Source organism: Desulfobulbus sp., from assembly GCF_031547805.1.
Taxonomy (GTDB): Bacteria; Desulfobacterota; Desulfobulbia; order Desulfobulbales; family Desulfobulbaceae; genus Desulfobulbus.
In genome coordinates this window covers 157,720-174,330 of sequence record NZ_JAVBRQ010000001.1, presented here as the reverse complement: position 1 = coordinate 174,330, position 16,611 = coordinate 157,720, and the positions used below count along the sequence as shown (strand labels likewise).

Genomic DNA, 16,611 nt, shown 5'->3' with positions numbered 1-16,611 from the left:
TTCCTTCGCCAGGGGCGACATGAGCGGCCGCAGCGAGGGCGTGATCCTGCTGCACGGGTTGGCCCGCACCCGCCTGTCCATGCGGTCCATGGCCGCTTTCCTCGATCGTCGCGGCTACCGGGTGGTCAACGTCGGCTATCCTTCCCGCCGTTATCCCATCGAAATCCTGGCCCGTTCGGCCATTCCCCCAGCCATCGCCGCCCTGCGCCGGCAGCAGGCCGCAACCATCCACTTCGTCACCCATTCCATGGGCGGCATCCTCTTGCGCGCCTTCCTGGCCGGCGAACCGTTGCCCGGACTGGGGCGGACAGTGATGCTCTCTCCGCCCAACCAGGGCAGCGAATTAGTCGATTGCCTCGGCCGTTTTGCCTGGTTTCGTCTCTTGTTCGGCCCGGCGGGATGCCAACTGGGAACCGGTCCGGACCAGCTGCCCGCTCGCCTCGGTCCCGCAGCCTTTCCGGTCGGCATTCTCATCGGTAACCGGCCGGCCGTCGGCCTGGGCCGTTTCTTTCCCGGTTCCAACGACGGCAAGGTGTCGGTGGCCAGGGCGCAACTGACCGGCATGGCCGATTTTCTGGTGCAGCCCTGCGGCCATTCCCTGATCATGCGCCATCGAACCGTGCAGGAGCAGGTGGCCGTATTCTTGGCAAACGGACGGTTTAAACGGGCGGGTTAACCCTTGCGCAGGACGCGTTTGTCGTCGATGCGGATGGTCAGCTTGATTTTGTCGAAGTATTCGAGCAGGGGGATGGAAAATTTCCTGGTCAATCCGGTGAGATCCTTGAACCGCTGGGCATCGATCTCTCCTTCGCGGCGGATGAAGGCCACCACTTCTTCCTGGAGCGACTGGACGGCCTGGGCGTGGAAGCACAGGCTTTCGTTGATTTTGATCACCTGGCCCTTGCCGACGAGCAAATCGATCACCTGGCGGATTTGCTTTTCCGGGAACTCGCCGAAGGCGGCCAGCACCTCCTTGAGGTTGGGCGGCGTCAGGGCGGCCTGGCGGTACAGGGCCTCGATTTTTTGCTCCATTTCCTGTTCGTCCACCTGCAGGGTGACGGTGTGGCCGCTGATCTTGACGTCCGCGCCCTCCTGATCGATCACACCTTTCCTGATCAACCCGGCCAAAAGCGCCTGGAACACTTTCTGTTCCACCGCCGGCCGCAACTGCGACCGCAACTCTTCCTTGGCCAGGCCCGGTTTCAGGGGATTGGCCCTATGAAAGGCGGCCAGCAGCTCGATCATCCGTCGATTGAGGGCTTCGGCCACCGACGCCGCCATTAGCCGCTGGCTGTCCGAGTCGATCACCAAGAGCGCGCCGGTGGAAATGGGATGCTGCAGCTGTTTTTTCAGTTTTTTGCTGAACACCCCGGTCCGCGCCGCCAGGTGGTCGGCGGTCATCCCCTTGGTGCCGGCCTCCTCGATCAGCAACAACAGTCTGCGCTCGCTGTCGGCGGCTGCCAGCGCGGCGAAATGGGTCCGGTTCGCTTCCCGGTCCCGTTCCAGAGTCCGCTTGCGCTTCCGGGGGCCACTGTTGAGGATGACGCCGCCGCCGATGGTGGTAATCGGCGAATAGCTGCGGATCACGTACCGGTCGCCGGGCCAGGCGGCCACCGGTTCCTGGAGAATGAGTTGGACGTGAGTGGTTTCGCCCGGCACCAGGGTTTCGGATTCGAGCAGTTGGAGGCGGCCGACGATTTCCCGGGTGCCCAGATGCACCCGCACCTGGGTGCGGTTCTTGAGTTCCCTGGGAGTCGTGCCAAGGCAGTGGCATTCGGCGTCCAGGATGGTGGCGGCGATCATGCTGCCGGGCGGCGCGGCCATGTCGCCCCGGTGGATCTGGTCCTTCTCGATGCCCTGGAGATTGATGGCGGTGCGGTGGCCGGCCTCGACCAGGTCCACGTCTTGGCCGTGCACCTGGATGCCGCGAATCTTGGCCGTGAGCCCGCCGGGATAGAACATCAATTCGGCGCCGGTCTCGATCCGCCCGGACAGCGAGGTGCCGGTGATCACCGTGCCGAAGCCCTTCATCGAGAAAACCCGGTCCACGGCCATGCGAAAAGGGCCGAACTCCTCGTGGAACGGCATGGCCGCCACCTTGGCGTCCAACAGCCGAACGACCTCGTCGATGCCCTGGCCGGTGAGCGAGTCGACCGGGACGATCGGCGCCTCGGCGAGAAAACTGTTGCTGAAAAAGTCCCGCACCTCCTCGCTGACCATGTCGAGCCATTCCCGGTCGACCGTGTCCTTCTTGGTCAGGACGATCAGTCCGTCCCGGACGCCGAGCAGACGGCAGATCTCGAAATGCTCGACGGTCTGCGGCATGATGCCCTCGTCGGCGGCGATGACGAAGGCCACCAAGTCCATGCCGGCGGCGCCGGCAACCATGTTGCGGATGAATTTTTCGTGGCCCGGCACATCGACAATGCCGATCCGATGGCCGCAGGGAAGATCGAGGTGGGCAAACCCCAGTTCGATGGTGATGCCGCGTTCCCGCTCTTCTTTGAGCCGGTCGGTCTCAATGCCGGTGAGGGCCCGGATCAGGCTGGTTTTGCCGTGGTCGACGTGGCCGGCGGTGCCGAGGATGATTTCGCGCATGGCTGGCAGAAGGCCTGCGGCCGCGGGAGTCTTAGAGTTCGAGGTAGGGGTTGGTCTTCGCCTCGCGGGCGATCGTGGACTGCGAGCCACCGTACCCGTGTCCGGGCCAGACCAGGGTGTCGGGCGGCAGGGTCATCAGCCGCGACTTGATGGCGTCGATCATTTGGCGCATGGAACCGCCCGGGAAATCGGTGCGGCCGATCGCACCGACAAAGAGGGTATCGCCGGTGAAGCAGTGGGGCGGGCTGTACAGGCAAATGCCGCCGGGAGTGTGGCCGGGGGTGTGGATCACCTGCAGGTGCTCCTTGCCAATGGCGATCTTGGCGCCATCCTTGACGATCACGTCGATCGGCGGCGATTCGGGCAGGCCGAGGGAGGAAAAGAAGCCCTTGATTCGCGGGTCGCTGAAATAGCTCACGTCCTCGGCGTGCATGACGATCTTGGCGCCGGTGGCCTCCTGGATGCGGGCATTGCCGCAGACATGGTCCGGATGGCCGTGGGTGTTGACGATATAGGTGACTTTAAGGTCTTTTTCGCGGCAGTAGTCGAGAACGCGGTCCTCATCGCCGCCCGGATCGATAATCGCGGCCTCCTTGGTCTGTTCGCAGGAGACGACGTAACAGCAGACACCCATCATGCCGACAGTGAATTGTTTGACAAGCATGGCCACGATCCTGTTGGTGGTTGGCGGGTTGGAAGAGGCGTTGGGGTTGGAGTCGACCTGCCTCCAACCTCAACGCCGCCCAAGCTATTTGCTGCCGCAGCCGCTGGGTCCGCAGGCGCAGCCCGGCGCGGCAAAGGGGTTGACGGTGACCGGGCCGGGCGGCAGCCGTTGCTCGATGGCGGTGACCACCGTGTCGAAGGCCTTGATCGCCGGGCTGTCCTCGTCCGAGGAAAGATAGGGGGTGCCGGAATCGCCGGCCATGACCACACGCGGGTCCATGGGCACCCGGCCGAGGAAGGGCAGGTCGAAATCGCGGGCGGTCTGCTCGCCGCCGCCCTTGCTGAAAATGTCCACGGTCTCGCCGCAGTGGGGGCAAATGAAGCCGGACATGTTCTCGACCACCCCGACGATGGGCATGGCGACCGTCTTGCAGAAGTTGATCGACTTGCGGACATCGGCCAGGGCCACGGCCTGCGGAGTGGTGACCACCACGGCGTGGACGCCGGGCATGGTCTGGGCCACGGACAGGGGCTCGTCGCCGGTGCCGGGAGGGGCGTCGACGATCAGGTAGTCGAGCTCGCCCCAATCCATGTCGGCGACGAACTGGCGGATGGCCTGGATCTTGAGCGGGCCGCGCCAGATGATGGCGTCGTCGCGGTTTTTCATCATGTATTCCAGGCTGACCACCTTGAGGTTGTCGTTGAAGGTCAGGGGCGGGATGAGGTCGTCGGGATTCTCGGGCGCCGTCAGGGTGCCGGTGAGGTTGAGCATGCGGCAGACGTCCGGGCCGTGGAGATCCACATCCATTAGGCCGACCTTGTGGCCTTTCTTGGCCAGGCACAGGGCCAGGTTGACCGCCACGGTCGATTTGCCGACCCCGCCCTTGCCGCTCATCACCAGGATTTTGTTCTTGATTTTCCCCAGGGACTTGGTGATGGCGATTTCCTGCTGGGCCAGTTGGGCATCCTTTGAACCGCAACCGCCTTTTTGATCGCTCCCGCAGGAACTTCCACAAGAACTGCTCATGATTGCCTCCAACAAAAAAATGAAAAAATTCCGGAAAAAGAATGAAACCCGCGCAGTGCTGCCGGAAAAATCCGGAGATGGCGCGGGGTGCGAACTCGTCGTAGTGTGGGCCTATACACTAATGCCGGACATTTGAAAAGCAAAGAAAAAAACAAAGCGGCTGGGCCCTGGTCACCGCCCTGATTTACCCTGTGTTTTTGTTGCTTTGGGATTGCCGGAAAAGTTATAGTGTTTATTTGTATCGCATGACTTGGCCGGCCTGCGACCGGCCTGGATGACCGATGCACCGATACCCGCGCGAAAGCAGGTTCGCTGCGGGCAAATCACTGATGTCGCGGAGAAAGGCGCAAGGGGGACCCGATGGATCCGTTCAGCAGGAAACTTTTGGAGGAACTGGAGCAGATGCAGCAGCAGACGGGCCGCATCCTGCGTTCCATGTCGCTGTCCCGGATGATACCGATGGAGGCCGAGGGCTGGCAGCCGGCGGTGGATATCTACGAGTCGGAAACCCATGTCTTTGTCTATGCCGAACTGGCGGGCGTGGTGGGCGACAGCCTACGGGTGACCGTGGACGGCAAGCGGCTGACGGTCAGCGGCCTGCGGCAATTGCCGCCGCAACCGTCGATCGCCTGCATCCATCAATTGGAAATCGAGCTGGGGGCCTTCCAGCGCACCTTGAATCTGCCGTCGCCGGTCGAAGTCGAAGGGATCGAGTCGACCTATGCCAACGGCATTCTCATGGTCAGTCTGCCGAAGCGGATCAGGAAAGGCAAGGTGCAGATTCGGATAACGCCAGGAGAATAACATGGAAAACGAACAACAGCCCCCTCAGAAGAAGATGGATCCAGCCGAGCTAGTCGTCCCCGAAATCTTGCCGGTCCTGCCGCTGCACGGGTTTGTGTTCTACCCCGGCATGGGATTCCCGCTGCAGGTTTCCAGCGAGGCTTCGAAACAACTGATCGACGACGTGCTCCTAGGCGACCGCATGATGGGCCTGGTGCCCAGCCGCCGCGAACAGGTGGCCGACGACGACGCCCTCGGTCCCGACGACCTCTACAAGGTCGGGGTGGTCGGCTATCTGCACAAGCTGAACAAGGCCCCGGAAGGGCATTACCAGATCCTGGTGAGCGGGACCAAGAAGTTCGCCATCAGCGAGTTTGTCGAATCCGACGCCTACATGCGGGCCAAGGTGGTCGAGGTGCCGATGGAGGTGGTGGAGGACAAGAAAATCGAGGCCCTGCTTTTCAACATCCGGGCCCAATTCACCAAGCTGGTCGGCGCCACCGAACTGCCCCAGGAGCTGGTGGCCACCATCAACAGCCTGACCAATCCCTTCTACGTGGCCTACCTAGTCAGCTCGCAGTTGAATCTCAAGCTCGAAAAAGAGCAGGAAATCCTGGAGATGACCCCGCTGCACGATCTGCTGCACCGGGTGGCCAGGGAACTAGCCAAGCGGCTGGAAACCGTGGAGATGAGCAACCAGTTGCAGGCCTCGATGAAAAAGGACATGGATGAGCGCCAGCGCGAGTTCTTCCTCCGCCAGCAGCTGCAGGCCATCCGCAAGGAACTGGGCGAAGGCGACGACGACAAGGTCGAGGTCAAGGAACTGAAGGAAAAGGTGGCGGAAAAGGGGCTCACCCCCCAGGCCCGGACCGTGGTCGACAAGGAGTTGACCCGGCTGGAGCGCATTCCGCCCTCGTCGCCCGAGTACACGGTTGCCCGCAATTACATCGACTGGATCCTCGATCTGCCCTGGACCGATTCCACCGTCGACACCCTCGACCTGGCCACGGCCGAGGCCGACCTGGAACACGATCATTACGGCCTGAAGAAGATCAAGAAACGCATCCTCGAGTTCCTGGCGGTGCGCAAGCTCAAGGAAGACATCCACGGCCCGATCCTCTGCCTGGTCGGCCCGCCCGGCGTGGGCAAGACCTCGCTCGGCCAGTCCATCGCCCGGACCATGAACCGCAAGTTCGTGCGCATCGCCCTGGGCGGCGTCCGCGACGAAGCCGAGGTCCGCGGCCACCGCCGCACCTATATCGGCGCCTTGCCCGGCCGGATCATCGAAAGCCTGAAGCGGGCCGGCTCCAACAACCCGGTTTTCCTGCTCGACGAGATCGACAAGCTGGGCAACGATTTCCGGGGCGATCCCTCCTCGGCCCTGCTCGAGGTGCTCGACCCGGAGCAGAATTCGACCTTTACCGACCACTACCTCGACATCGAATTCGACCTGTCCAAGGTGATGTTCATCGCCACCGCCAACGTGCTCGACACCATTCCCGGGCCCTTGCGCGACCGGATGGAAGTGGTCGAGCTGTCCGGCTACACCCAGGAAGAAAAGGTGGCCATCGCCACCCGCCATCTCCTGCCCAAGCAGTTGGAGGCCCACGCCCTGACCGCCGACGACCTGGAGATGCCGGCGGAGACCGTCCGGGCCTTGATCGCCTCCTACACCCGCGAGGCCGGGGTTCGCAACTTGGAGCGGGAGATCGCCGCCATCTGCCGGGGAACGGCCGCCGAAATCGCCCGGGGCCGCACCGAGAAAACGGTGATCACCCCCGAGAAATTGTACGACTTCCTCGGGCCGCAACGCTTCTATCCCGAGATGAAGGCTCGCAGCTGGGGTCCCGGCTTGGCCACCGGCCTGGCCTGGACGCCGGTGGGCGGCCAGATTCTGTTCATCGAGACCTCGAAGATGAAGGGCAGGGGCGGCCTGACCCTGACCGGCAAGCTGGGCGAGGTGATGAGGGAATCGGCCACGGCGGCGTTGACCTACATCAAGGCCCATGCCACGGACCTGGGCGTGGAGGAAGAGCTGTTCGCCGGGATCGACCTGCACGTGCATGTGCCGGAGGGGGCCATCCCCAAGGACGGTCCTTCGGCCGGGGTGGCCATGGTGTCGTCGCTGGTTTCGGTGATTCTGGGCCGGCCGGTGCGGCAGGATGTGGCCATGACCGGCGAGATCACCTTGCGCGGCGATGTCCTGCCGGTGGGCGGTATCGGCGAGAAGGTGCTGGCGGCGTTGCGGGCTGGGATCAGGGAACTGATCCTGCCGGCGCTCAATGAAAAGGATGTTCTGGAAATTCCCGAGGATATCCGGCAAGGTGTCGTATTTCACTATCCCCATACCATCCGCGAGGTGCTGGAAATCGCCATGGAGAAAAGCGAGGCACAAAGCTGATGCTGGGTTGGTTCAAGAAGAAATTCGGCAAGCAACAGACCGAGACGGTCGAGACCACAGCCCCCGAACAAGGCATCCGACCGCCGGTCGAGGAGGAAATTGCCGTTGCCGGACCGGAGGCGGCCGTCGAGCTCGAACCGGCGCCGCCCGTCTTGGCCGAGGAGGTAGCGCCGGCCGAACCGGCTGCCGGCGAAGAACCGTTGCCGGTGGCGATGGAACCGCCTGCGGCGGAGGCGGAGGAAGAGGCTTCCGAACCGCTTGAACCGGCACTTGTCGCACCGGCGGAAGAGCCGATCCTCGAATCGGAAGAACCACCGGAGGAATCGGCCAAGTCGGCAGTATTGGAACCTCCGGCTCCTGAACCGGTCGAGGCGGAGCAGGCGATCGAGCTCCCCACTGTTTCCGAAGAAGCGCAAGAAGAGGAAACCGGCTCCCTACCGAACGCGGCCGAAGCTACCATCGAAACCGTGGTTGAAGCAACCGTCGAAGCCGTCGGCGAACCGCCTGCGGAGACGGTTGAGGAAGCAGAAACGACGGATGAGGCGGAACTACCGTCCGCCGGCGAAGCGATCTTGCCAGAACCGGAGCAAGCCGAGGCTGAACTGGCCCTTGAACCGTCCGTCGAATCGGACGCGGAACCGGAGGCCGAGCCGGCCATGGTGCCGACGGCCGGCCGTACCCAGGAGAAACCGGCCGCCAAATCCCTGTTCCAGCGTTTGCAGGAACGGCTGGGCAAGACCAGAGACGCCCTGGCCTATCGCCTGGACCGGCTTTTCCTGGGCAAGAAGGAAATCGACCAGGACCTGTTCGACCAGTTGGAGGAGATCCTGATCACCGCCGATCTCGGCGTGGCCACCACCATGGAGTTGCTGGAGGCGGCCCGCAAGAGGATCAAGCGGGACCAGTTAAGCGACCCCCAGGCCCTGAAAGCCATCATCCGCGACCAGATTTTCGCCTATATCGAGGCTTCGGAACAGCCGGCCGAATTGGTGATGCCGGAAGATGGACCGTTCGTGATCATGGTGGTGGGGGTCAACGGGGTGGGCAAGACCACCACCATCGGCAAGCTCGCCGCCAAATTCGTCCGCTCCGGGCAGTCGGTGCTCCTGGTGGCCGGCGACACCTTCCGCGCCGCCGCCATCAACCAGCTCAAGATCTGGGGCGAACGGGTCGGGGTCGAGGTCGTGGCGCAGCATCCGGGCGCCGATCCGTCCTCGGTGGTCTTCGACGGTTTGACCTACGGGGTTGCCCATGGGCACGAGGTGATCATCATCGATACGGCCGGCCGGTTGCACACCAGCGTCAACCTGATGGAAGAGTTGAAAAAAATCAAGCGGGTCATCGGCAAGAAGATGTCCGGCGCCCCCCACGAGATCATGCTGGTGCTCGATGCCACCACCGGCCAGAACGGCATTGCCCAAGCCAAGCTTTTCCACCAGGCCGTGGGCATCAGCGGCCTGGCCCTGACCAAGCTCGACGGCACCGCCAAGGGCGGCATTGTCGCCAATGTCTGCCGGGAACTCAAGATTCCGGTGCGGTTCATCGGCATTGGCGAGCAGATCGACGACCTGCGCGATTTCGATGCCAACGAGTTTGTCGAGGCGTTGTTTGCCAGCCAGACGGATTAAAGGGACGGGCGCCATCCGCCCGTTCCCCTGATCCGCCGATCTCCTTCCCCCTCACCGGGCTGCCCTGTCGCTCCAGCCACGCTTGGCACCACCGCCTGCGGCTATTGCCGGCCTTGCCGGCCATGCGGGATGCCGAGCTTATCCAATCGCCACCGCAGGGTGCTGGGATGCATCCCGAGCAGTTCGGCCGCGCCGTTCGGGCCATTGACCCGGCCGTTGGTCAGATCGAGGACCGTGCGCAGGTGCCAGGCGATCACCTCGTCGAGCCGGAGCGGCAATTGCCGGCCGGCGGTCTTGTGGCCGCCGATTGCCGCCCTCGAATCTTCCGTCGGCTGCACGCCGTTGAACAGCAGCCCCCCCTCCCGATGCAGGATCAACTCGCGTTCCACCAGGTTCTGTAGCTCGCGCACATTGCCGGGCCAGTCGTACGCCACCAGACGGTCCATGGCGCCGGGGGCGATTTGCCGGGGGGCGTCCAGGCCCAGTTCCAGAGTCTTTTGCCGGATGAAATAGTGGATCAGCTGCGATATATCCCCTCTTCTCTGGCGCAGCGGCGGGATGATGATGGGGAAGATGTTCAACCTGAACCAGAGATCCTCGCGGAATTTCTTGTCGGCGACCATGTTTTCCAGGTTGCGATGGGTGGCGGCAATCACCCGGATGTTGACCGGAATCGATCTGGTGCCGCCGATGCGCTCGATTTCATGGCTTTGCAAAACCCGCAAAAGGCGCACTTGGGCCTGATGCGGTAACTCGCCGATCTCATCCAGAAAAATCGTGCCGCCGTCCGCGCGTTCGAACCGGCCCCGTTTTTCCCCGAAGGCGCCGGTGAAGGCGCCCTTTTCATGACCAAAGAGTTCGCTGTCGATCAGGTTCTCCGGAATGGCCCCGCAGTTCACTTTGATGAACGGCCCGTTCTGGCGGGGCGAGGCGTGGTAAATGGCGTTGGCGATGATCTCCTTGCCGGTCCCGGTTTCCCCCAGCAGCAGGACCGTGCTGCTCAAAGGGGCCACGTGCTTGACCATCTCGAAGACGTTTTTCAGGCCGCCGTCCGCGCCGATGATGTCGCCGCTGGCTTTTTTGGCGATTTCCCGGTGGAGGAAGTAGTTGTCGTCGATCAGCCGGTCCTTGTATCTGACGACCTTTTCGTAGGACAGGGTATTGGCGAGCGAAATGGCGAAAGGAACCGAGACGGTGGCCAACAGGTCGAGGTGCTTTGCATGGTATCTCCCCTCGCCGAAGGCGCAGAGCGAGAGCGAACCCAGCAGTTTTTCGTCCAGCAGCAGGGGCAGCGACATCCGGGAATTGCCCTCCAATTGAACATAGGGAGCGAGCAGCCGATAATATTCGCTGGTGTTGGCATCGATGATGGTCGGGACTTTCGGCCTCAATTTCTGGATGTCTTTCCATACTTTCTTGGGCAGGGGCACGAGTTCGTCCGGCGTTACCGTGTCATGGGCGGTGACGTGCGCCACCCGCCTGATGGCGGTCATGTCCGGATCGAAAATGGTCAGGCTCAAGATGTCCAAAGGGAAATACAGTTTCAGATAGTCAAAGGATTTTCTGAAGGCTGTCTTGATGTCGAGGCTGCTGCAAATCCTGATGGTCACTTCCCGAAAAAAATCGTCCTTGCCGTCCATGCCAGTCCGCTCTCCCGCCCGTGGGCGATGTGGTCAATCTCAATGGCAACATATTGCACATTTCGTTGAGAATAACAATATGTTGATGGTGAAACATCAGTATATTGCCATTTGATATCCTTTTGTTGGTAATTGGTTGATATTCTGTGTGAACAAGAAGTGGCATGATTATCGCTTGCGCCATTGCTTGGAGTAAAAACCAAGACTACTGTTACAGTGTACGGCACCGCCGTCCACGGGCTCGACCAACTCTCGTCCAACCAGCCGCGCAAGCAGACTCAGACCATGACACCCAACGATCTCGATGCTATTGCCTCGTCTCCATCTCCCGGGCCGCCGCCGGCTGCCGGGGGGAAAAAAAAACTGCGGCTTGGCCGTTTGCTTTCCGCAGTGCGCCACTTCGGCAAATTCGCCGTGGTCGGCGCCGCACTCCTCGGCCTGGTGGCTTTCGGGTGGTGGGGGATTGGGCGCCTGGGGCATGTGACCGAGAACGATGCCCGGGTGAAGGCGGACATGGTTATCGTCAGCAGCCGGGTCGACGGATGGATTGTCGAGCGTCCGGTCACCGACGGCGAGACCGTGGCGCAAGGCCAGGAGATGATCGTGATCGACCAGCGGGAAGCCGAACTCAAGCTGGCCGAATTACGGGCCAAGGCCGAAGCGATTCGCCTGCGCCAGGAACGGATTGCCATCCAGTATCGGATGATAAAAACCACGGCCCACGACGCGGTGACCGCCGCCCAAGCCAACCAGAAAGCGGCGGCTTCGAAGCTGGAACAGGCCCGGCGCGAATTCCAGCGGGCCGAGGAACTGCTCGGCCGGATGGTTTCGAGGGAAGTGTGGGAACAGCGGCAGACCCAGCTGCGGCAGGCCGAGGCCGAGGCCTTGTCGGCCTCCTCCGCCCTGGCCGATGCCCAGGTAAAACTAGGCGATATCGAAGTGTTGCATAAGGAATTGGATACCCTTGCCCAGGAGGCGGTCCAGGTGAACGCCCAGATCCGCAAGCAGGAAATCAACGTGGCCGACCGGCGGGTGCGCAGCCCGATCAAGGGCATCGTGGACCAGAAGTTTGTGCAACCGGGGGAATATGTCCTTCCGGGCCAGCGGCTGTTCATTGTCCACGACCCCAAACAGGTTTGGATCGAGGCGGACATCAAGGAAACCAAGCTCAGCCGCCTGCGGCCGGGCCAGGTGGTCGACGTCAGTGTCGACGCCTATCCGGATCGCCGATTCACCGGCCGCATCGAACGGATCGGCAACGCGGCCACCGGCGAATTCGCCCTGCTGCCAAGTCCCAATCCTTCCGGCAATTTCACCAAGATCACCCAACGGGTGCCGGTGCGGATTGCGGTCGAACAACCGGATGACAACCCCCTGCGTCCGGGCATGATGGTCGAGGTGGACATTGAAACGGCTCAGCATTGATCAGGCGCATCCCGAGCGCGGGCCCGCCCTGGTGCGCAAGTTCGGCCCGGAAGGACGGCAATGCCGGCAAGGTGCGGCCTTACGGATGAGCGGCAGCATGGCCAAGGTTGCGCGGGCCGCGTTCCTGCTGGGGTGCGTGGCAGCCCTGGCCGGGTGCACGGTGGGGCCCGATTACGTCAAGCCCGAAGCGAAACTGGCGCCGCTGCACAATGCCGGGGCCGTGGCATCCCGCCCGGGTACCCAAGGTGAGATCCAGCTCGATCGGTGGTGGGCAGGGTTTCAGGATCCCCAGCTGACCCGGATGGTCGAGCGTGCGCTGCGGCAAAACCTGGACATCCAGGCCTCGCTGGAGCGGGTCGCCCAGGCGCGGGCCGTTGCCAAGGGGGCGGGCGCGAAGCTGCTGCCCGCACTTGATGCCGATGCCCAGGCCACCTACGAGCGCATGTCGCTTGAAAACCCGATCGGGGCCATTGCCCGGACGATGCCGGATTTCAACCGCAACTTCGAGTTGTACGATGCCGGCCTCAGCGCCTCCTGGGAAACCGATCTGTTCGGCGGACTCAAGCGCCGGGAAGAAGCGGCCCTGGCCATGGCCGGTGCGGCCGAGGCCATGCATGCCGGGGTGCGGATCTCGATCGCGGCGGAGGTCGCCGATACCTATTTCCGGATTCGCGGCGATCAGGAGCAGTTGCGGGTGGCCCAGGCCCGGATCGACACCGATACCGATTTGCTGGCAATGCTCAAGGAGCAACGGGCCCACGGCATGGCCACCGACCGGGAAGTGGCCCAGGGTGAGGCCCTGCTGGCCCATGCCCAGGGCATCGTGCCGCTGTTGCGGATTGATCTGGAGGCGCAGCTCAATCGCCTCGATGTGCTCTTGGGCGCGCAGCCGGGAACCTATGCCGCCGAGCTGAACACGGCCGCGGCCGTTCCGCCGGTCCCGCGCATCACCACGCAATTTTCCGATTTTCTGCGGCGACGGCCGGATGTCATGGCCGCCGAGCGCAACCTGGCCGCGGCCAATGCCCGGATCGGTGCCGCGCTGGCCGGCTACTATCCGGAAATGTCCCTGGCCGGCGTCCTGGGGTACGAGGCCCTCACAGCCAGCCATATGTTCAAGAGCGCCACCTTCCAGCCGGCCGCCATCGTCGGGCTGCGCTGGCGGCTGTTCGATTTCGGCCGGATCGACGCCGAAGTCGAACAGGCAGACGCCGCGACCCGCGAGGCGCTCCTCCATTACCGGCAGGTTGTCCTGCGCGCAGCCGAGGATGTCGAGAACGCCTGCGCCGACCTGGTGCAGTACGAAGTCTACAGCCAGGACGTGAGCCGGCAGATCGACGCCCTGAAACGGGTCCGCGAGGATTCGCAGCAGGCCTACAAGTCCGGGATGATCGCCCTGACCGACGTGCTGGATGCCGACCGGCAACTGCTGGTCGCCGAAGGGGAATTGCCCCGCGCCCGGACCGACGCCGCCCGGGCCGCGGTCCGCCTGTTCAGGTCGCTGGGCGGCGGATGGTGAGGCGCTTGTTGGCAAGTTGTCGAGGTGGAATGTGAACCAGGTGACGACCGAAGAACTGTCCGCCCGTTACGGCGCCGCGTACAAGTGGTACGTTTCCGCGACGGTTTTGGTGGGATTGATGGCGATGATCGCCTCGGCCACCATTGTCAACGTGGCGATGCCCGACATCATGGGCGAGTTCGGCATGGGCCAGGACCAGGCCCAATGGCTGTCCACGGCGTTTCTGGCCTCGATGACCGCGGCCATGCTGGTGGCCTCCTGGGCGGTCAAATCGTTCGGGAGTAGGAGCACCTATAGCATGGCGCTCATCGCCTTTGCCCTTGGTTCGCTGATGGGGGCCTTCAGCCCCAACGACACTGTGCTGGTGGTGGCTCGGATCATCCAAGGCGCTGCCGCCGGACTGGCGCAACCCCTCGGCATGGTGGCCATGTTTCAGGCCTTTCCGGCCGACCGGCGCGGCTCGGCCATGGGGCTCTACGGCATGGGAGTGGTCCTGGCCCCGGCGCTCGGCCCCACGGTCGGCGGCATACTGATCGACAACTATTCGTGGCGCGACGTTTTCTTTCTCGGCCTGCCGTTTTGCGCCGTGGGGCTGATCCTGGCAGCGGCCTTCCTGGCCACGGTTCGGGAAAGCAAGCGGCCTGCCTTCGACTGGCTGGGCTTCATCCTGCTGTCGGTGGGCATCGCCTCCTTTCTCGCCGGCCTGTCCAATGGGCAGCGCATGGGTTGGGACTCGATCTTCGTCAGGGGCTCGTTCTGCCTGGCCGCATTCAGCATGTGCGCGTTCGTGGCCCAGGAGCGGCGCGCGCAGACCCCGCTGCTGGCGCTTGACGTGTATCATAACCCGCGTTTTGTTGCCGCCTTTGTCGTGGCCTTCATCCTCGGCATGGGCCTGTACGGCTCCACCTATCTGGTGCCGCTTTTTGTCCAGACGGTCCAGGGCTACTCCCCGACCGAGTCGGGGCTGCTCCTGATGCCCGCCGGCATCGTCCTGGCCTTGGTCTTTCCCCTGGCTGGCCGGCTCAGCGACAGGTTGCCCCCGCATGTCCTGATTTTTTTCGGCATGGCCCTGTTCTCGGTTTCCAACTACCTGATGAGCCATGTCGACACCGATACCGAGTTCTGGACTTTTGCCTACTACGTCGTGGTCGGCCGCATCGGCCTGGGATTCATTCTGCCGTCCCTCAACAGCGGCGCCCTCAGAGTGCTGGATTCGCACCTGCTCAGCCACGGAGCCGGGGCGATCAATTTCGTCCGCCAGCTGGGCGGCGCGATCGGGGTCGATATCCTCTCGGTCTACCTGGAACGGGAAACAACCATTTATGCGCACGAAATCAATGCGATGCAAACAGGGGGCCATGTCGCCTCCGCCCTGTTTCATCAGCTGGTCACCGCGCTCGACCGGGCCGGGGTGGCCGGTTCTATCGCTGTTACCGAGGCTCACCGCTTTTTGTCGCACATGATTGCGGCCCAGGCCAGTGTCATGGGCTTCCGCGAGAGTTTCCTGTTCGTGGCGGTGATCTTTTTCATCGCGCTCTTTCCCACTTGGTACATGCGGGCGAAACGGCGGCCGGGCCAGCTCAGGCAGGCCCGCTGAACCCACTGTGCACCAGCAAACAAGGTGATTGCCCATGTTCGACACGATTCTCGTTGCCGTTGACGCCTCCGACCAAAGGGGCGGCGTCCTGCTGCACGCGGCGGAGATAACGCGTCGCTTCTCCGCCAATCTCCACCTGGTTTCCGTCTATGACATCGACCAGATGTGGGAGACCAAGGTGCCCGAACCGAGCCCCGAGATTTTCGAAACGCTGGCCACGGAAAGCAAAAAGCCGCTTGCAGAGGCCCAGCGGGAACTCTCGGCCATGGGTATCGCCTCGCAATGTCATTTTTTGGAAGGTCCGGTCATCGAACAGATTGCAATTCTGGCCCAACGGCTCGATGCCGATCTGGTCATCATGGGACACCGCCACGTCACCGGGCTGCGGCGGCTGCTGGAAAGTTCGGCGGCAAAGGGCTTGATCGACAAGTCGCCGTGCAGTGTCATGATCGTCAGGGACGGCAAGCCGGTCTGACCGAAACATTCCGGGCCGATTCCGGCATTGCCGCCAGGCCAACGGATCGGCCGGCGGCAACGGTCCGTTCATCCCCAATCCCGCCTCTCCTCGCTATTTTCTTCGGCGTGGGCCTGGCCGCCTCGGCGGTCGCAATCGCCCGCGCCGCCCCTCGCCTTGGTATCCGTTTTTTTCCGTCTCCGGTATCTTGCCGGATAGGGGCATGCCCTATATTTTTGCCTGGCCGATTGAAAACAGGATGACCGCGGCCAGGGAGACGACGATTGCCAGTTTGTGGTAGATATTGACCGGCTCCTTGAGAAAGAGCACCCCGACCACGATGGTGGTGGTGATGATCGAGAGCACCGCGTACAGCACATACTGCGAGGCGCCGTAGCGTGCATACAGGATGTTGAAGCCGAGATAGGTCAGGAACAGTCCGCATCCAGACAGCACGATCGATTGGCCGTGGCCCTTGACCGCCTGGCCAAGATCGACGGCGCCTACCAGAGGGGCGAAAAGAAAGGCCAGGAGGGCGGCGATCAGGGCGGACAGGCCGACAAACAGCAGGCCGTTTTCGCAGTCCGCGGATTTTTTCTGGCCCAGGGCAAACATGGCGTTGCCTATCGCGGCAATGGCCGCATACACGATCGGCAGCAGGTGGTGCATGGTCTTTACCTATAAAAACATGAAGTTGTACCGGTTTGGCCCCGAGTGCCGAGCCGGCCGGGAAGGGCGGCGGCGTTTTTCTTCCTGCCTCCCGGCGTAGATTGCCAAGGCGGCAAGACCCGCCCGCCGGCAACTGTACCGCAAGCGGCCCTGGGTTGGCAAAGTTCGTTTTTGTTGCTGTTTTTTTAATTTGCACAGCAATTTGAT

14 protein-coding genes are annotated in these 16,611 nt (G+C 62.8%); 9 read left to right on the top strand and 5 right to left on the bottom strand.

Features of this window, described 5'->3' with window-relative positions:
- The first annotated feature begins 19 nt into the window (after positions 1 to 19).
- Positions 20 to 676, top strand: a complete 657-nt coding sequence (locus RMR13_RS00730) for an alpha/beta hydrolase (RefSeq protein ID WP_310598723.1) — start codon at positions 20 to 22, stop codon at positions 674 to 676.
- Here RMR13_RS00730 and selB read toward each other — a convergent pair.
- The 3 genes from selB to RMR13_RS00715 form a co-directional block, all read right to left on the bottom strand.
- Positions 673 to 2,598, bottom strand: coding sequence for a selenocysteine-specific translation elongation factor (gene selB, locus RMR13_RS00725; protein WP_310598722.1), 1,926 nt, complete (start codon positions 2,596 to 2,598; stop codon positions 673 to 675). The two genes, RMR13_RS00730 and selB, sit on opposite strands and share 4 nt — an antisense overlap.
- A gap of 31 nt (positions 2,599 to 2,629) precedes the next feature.
- On the bottom strand, positions 2,630 to 3,262 hold the full coding sequence (locus RMR13_RS00720; protein ID WP_310598721.1) for an MBL fold metallo-hydrolase: 633 nt from the start codon (positions 3,260 to 3,262) through the stop codon (positions 2,630 to 2,632).
- A gap of 84 nt (positions 3,263 to 3,346) precedes the next feature.
- Entirely contained in the window at positions 3,347 to 4,288 is a 942-nt protein-coding gene (locus RMR13_RS00715; RefSeq protein WP_310598720.1) for an Mrp/NBP35 family ATP-binding protein, read from the bottom strand.
- Between RMR13_RS00715 and RMR13_RS00710 the strand changes: the two genes are divergently transcribed.
- The 4 genes from RMR13_RS00710 (at position 4,287) to ftsY (ending at position 9,100) form a co-directional block, all read left to right on the top strand.
- Positions 4,287 to 4,424 carry a hypothetical protein gene (locus RMR13_RS00710; RefSeq protein WP_310598719.1) on the top strand — a complete coding sequence of 46 codons (138 nt, stop codon included), beginning with the start codon at positions 4,287 to 4,289 and terminating at the stop codon, positions 4,422 to 4,424. The two genes, RMR13_RS00715 and RMR13_RS00710, sit on opposite strands and share 2 nt — an antisense overlap.
- Before the next feature lie 224 nt (positions 4,425 to 4,648).
- Positions 4,649 to 5,092 carry an Hsp20/alpha crystallin family protein gene (locus RMR13_RS00705; protein WP_310598718.1) on the top strand — a complete coding sequence of 148 codons (444 nt, stop codon included), beginning with the start codon at positions 4,649 to 4,651 and terminating at the stop codon, positions 5,090 to 5,092.
- Between the two features lies 1 nt (position 5,093).
- Positions 5,094 to 7,472 carry an endopeptidase La gene (gene lon, locus RMR13_RS00700; RefSeq protein WP_310598717.1) on the top strand — a complete coding sequence of 793 codons (2,379 nt, stop codon included), beginning with the start codon at positions 5,094 to 5,096 and terminating at the stop codon, positions 7,470 to 7,472.
- Positions 7,472 to 9,100 carry a signal recognition particle-docking protein FtsY gene (gene ftsY, locus RMR13_RS00695; RefSeq protein WP_310598716.1) on the top strand — a complete coding sequence of 543 codons (1,629 nt, stop codon included), beginning with the start codon at positions 7,472 to 7,474 and terminating at the stop codon, positions 9,098 to 9,100. The genes lon and ftsY overlap by 1 nt, the downstream gene beginning before the upstream one ends.
- Before the next feature lie 101 nt (positions 9,101 to 9,201).
- Here ftsY and RMR13_RS00690 read toward each other — a convergent pair whose 3' ends face one another.
- Positions 9,202 to 10,740 carry a sigma 54-interacting transcriptional regulator gene (locus tag RMR13_RS00690; RefSeq protein WP_310598715.1) on the bottom strand — a complete coding sequence of 513 codons (1,539 nt, stop codon included), beginning with the start codon at positions 10,738 to 10,740 and terminating at the stop codon, positions 9,202 to 9,204.
- Between the two features lie 183 nt (positions 10,741 to 10,923).
- Here RMR13_RS00690 and RMR13_RS00685 point away from each other — a divergent pair, with 183 nt between their 5' ends.
- Genes RMR13_RS00685 through RMR13_RS00670 form a run of 4 tightly spaced genes read left to right on the top strand, consistent with a single transcriptional unit; the run spans position 10,924 to position 15,756 of the window.
- Entirely contained in the window at positions 10,924 to 12,165 is a 1,242-nt protein-coding gene (locus RMR13_RS00685) for an HlyD family secretion protein (RefSeq protein WP_310598714.1), read from the top strand.
- Positions 12,146 to 13,684: an efflux transporter outer membrane subunit gene (locus tag RMR13_RS00680; RefSeq protein WP_310598713.1), complete on the top strand. Its 1,539-nt coding sequence runs from the start codon at positions 12,146 to 12,148 to the stop codon at positions 13,682 to 13,684. Before RMR13_RS00685 ends, RMR13_RS00680 begins: the two co-directional genes overlap by 20 nt.
- 31 nt (positions 13,685 to 13,715) lie before the next feature.
- The gene (locus tag RMR13_RS00675; RefSeq protein ID WP_310598712.1) at positions 13,716 to 15,281 is read left to right on the top strand and encodes a DHA2 family efflux MFS transporter permease subunit; all 1,566 of its coding nucleotides are present in this window, start codon (positions 13,716 to 13,718) and stop codon (positions 15,279 to 15,281) included.
- 34 nt (positions 15,282 to 15,315) lie between these two features.
- Positions 15,316 to 15,756, top strand: coding sequence for a universal stress protein (locus RMR13_RS00670; RefSeq protein ID WP_310598711.1), 441 nt, complete (start codon positions 15,316 to 15,318; stop codon positions 15,754 to 15,756).
- 207 nt (positions 15,757 to 15,963) lie between these two features.
- Here the strand turns inward: RMR13_RS00670 and RMR13_RS00665 are convergent, their stop codons facing one another.
- Complete coding sequence (locus RMR13_RS00665) at positions 15,964 to 16,404, bottom strand: EamA family transporter (RefSeq protein ID WP_310598710.1); 441 nt, start codon at positions 16,402 to 16,404, stop codon at positions 15,964 to 15,966.
- Between the last annotated feature and the right edge of the window lie 207 nt (positions 16,405 to 16,611).